Below are 2,799 nucleotides of genomic sequence, written 5' to 3' on the forward strand. Positions count from 1 at the left end.
GGAGNCGGGGCGCGTCGACAGGTTCCGCCTGACGGGTGCCGGGGAGGGGGCGGCGATTGCGCAGCTGCGCGGGCGCATGCGGCTGGGTGGTCATGTGATCTGGGCGTCGGACTTTACCGAAACAGTGACGGAAAGCGGCGGTGGCAAGGGCCAGCCTGCCGCGCCCCGGCAGCGCAGTTACGGCTACAGCGTCAGCCTTGCGATTGCGCTCTGCGAGGGTGAGATCGCGGGCATCGGCCGGGTCTGGGCCGATGGGACGGAAATTGCGGCCAGCGATCTCAACATGCGCGTTTACACAGGATCGGCGGACCAATTGCCCGACCCCGCGATGGAGGCCGTAGAGGGGGCGGGACTGGTGCCCGCCTATCGCGGCACGGCCTATGTGGTGGTGGAGGACCTGTCGCTTGAACGTTTCGGCAACCGGGTGCCGCAGTTTTCCTTTGAAGTGATCCGGCCCGAGCAGCGCGGCGCGCCGGGTTCGGCGTTCACCCCCACCTACGGCCTTCGCGGTGTGGCCCTGATCCCCGGAACCGGGGAATATGCGCTTGCTACCACGCCGGTGAATTATCTGGAGGGGCCGGGCGTTCGGCGGAGCGCCAATGTCGCCACCCCACGGGGGGAGACTGATTTTGCCGTCTCTTTGGGCGAGCTTACGCGGGATCTGCCGGAGTTGGAGGCGGTTTCGCTGGTGGTTTCGTGGTTCGGCGACGATCTGCGCTGCGGGCGGTGCCGGGTCCGGCCCAAGGTGGAGGATGTGCGTATAGACGGGGAAACGATGCCTTGGCAGGTTTCGGGCCTATCCCGTGCAGAGGCCGAGCAGATCGCCCGGCAGGATGGCCGCCCGGTCTATGGCGGCACCCCCTGCGATGCCGCTGTGATGGAGGCCATCGCCGCCATGCAGGCGGTGGGGAAAAAGGTGATGTTCTATCCCTTCATCCTGATGGAGCAGCTGGCCGGAAACATGCTGCCCGATCCCTATAGCGACGCGCAAAGCCAGCCTGTCTTGCCGTGGCGCGGGCGGATCACGCTGGAACATGCGCCGGGCCGCCCCCTCAGCAGTGATGGGACGGACGATGCCACTGCGCAGGTCGATGCCTTTTTCGGGGCGGCGAAAGCAGATGATTTCACGGTGAGCGCGGAGGGGGTGAGGTATTCGGGACCGGCAGAATGGGGCTTTGCCCGGTTTATCCTTCACTATGCGGCGCTCTGCAAGGCGGCGGGCGGGGTGGACGCGTTCTGCATCGGCTCCGAAATGCGGGGGTTGACCCAGATACGGGGTGCGGGCGGTGTCTTTGCCGCGGTGGAACGGTTGCGGCAACTTGCGCGGGAGGTTCGCGCCATCCTCGGGCCGGAAGTAAAGATCAGCTATGCCGCGGATTGGTCCGAATACTTCGGCTATGCACCGCAGGATGGCAGCGGGGATCGGTTCTTTCACCTCGATCCCCTCTGGTCGGACGAGACCATCGATTTCATCGGCATCGACAACTACATGCCGCTGTCCGACTGGCGCGAGGGGGACGACCACCTCGACCGGGGGCGGTGGAACAGCATCTATGATGCGGATTACCTGCGGGCGAATATCGAAGGGGGCGAAGGCTACGACTGGTATTACCGTTCGCAAGAGGCGCGCGATCTGCAGATCAGAACGCCCATTACCGACGGCGCGCATGGGGAGCCCTGGGTCCATCGCTACAAGGACCTGCGCGGCTGGTGGTCCAATGCCCATCATGAGCGGATCGGCGGTGTTCGCGAGGCCGAGCCGACGGCATGGCAGCCGGGGTCGAAACCCATATGGTTCACCGAATATGGCTGTGCGGCCATCGACAAGGGGACGAACCAGCCCAACAAGTTCCTCGACCCGAAGAGTTCCGAGAGCCGTCTGCCGCATTATTCGGACGGGGGGCGCGACGATTACCTGCAGATGCAATACCTGCGCGCGGTAACGAGCTATTGGGCGCAACCTGCGCATAATCCGGTATCCGCCGACTACGGCGGCCCGATGATCGACATGACGCGCGCCTTTGCCTGGGCCTGGGACGCGCGGCCCTTTCCCGCCTTTCCGAACGATCGCGCCCGCTGGAGCGATGGGGAGAACTACGGACGGGGCCACTGGCTGAACGGGCGCACGTCGAACTGGGCGCTTTCCGCCGTGGTGCGTGACATCTGCGATGAAGCCGGGGTGCAAGATGTGGAGACCGGCAGGACGCATGGCGCGGTGCGCGGTTATCTGGTGGACCGGGTCGGGACGGGTCGGGCCGCGCTGCAACCGCTGATGCTACGCCATGCTTTCGACGCGGTGGAGCGGGAGGGGCAGTTGCAGTTTCGCCAACGGGATGGCGAGAAGCCCGTGCCGCTCGACCCCGAACGCCTTGCACAGACCGATGATCTGGGTGCGACCCTGATCCGGACCCGCGCGGCGGAGAGCGAGCTTTCGGGCCGGGTGCGGGTGCAGTTCGTTGAAGCGGACGGAAGTTTCGAGGCCATCACAGAAGAGGCGACACTTTCGGACGATAAAACCCTCAGCGTATCGGGGGCGGAGGTGAACCTGTTGATGACCCGGGGCGAGGGGCGGCAGGTCGCCCTCCGCTGGCTGATGGAGGCGCGGGTGGGGCGGGACAGGGCGCGCTTTGCGCTTCCACCGTCACGCTCTGATCTGGGCCCCGGGGATGTCGTCGCACTGCCGGGGCCTGACGGGAGCGGAGCGCAGCGATACCGGATCGACCGTGTGGATCAAGGCGATGCGCAGATCGTCAATGCGTTGCGTATCGAACTCGAGGTTTATCGCACGGGCCCGGCGGA

At 65.7% G+C, this 2,799-nt stretch carries 1 protein-coding gene; it reads left to right on the forward strand.

Annotation, left to right across the window (positions count from 1 at the left end):
* Nucleotides 1–2,799, forward strand: a 2,799-nt coding sequence (locus A3764_RS16085) for a baseplate multidomain protein megatron (RefSeq protein ID WP_067951770.1), incomplete at both ends; no start/stop codon positions are given.

Origin of the sequence: Sulfitobacter sp. HI0129, from assembly GCF_001635395.1 — a bacterium.
Lineage (GTDB): Bacteria > Pseudomonadota > Alphaproteobacteria > Rhodobacterales > Rhodobacteraceae > Sulfitobacter.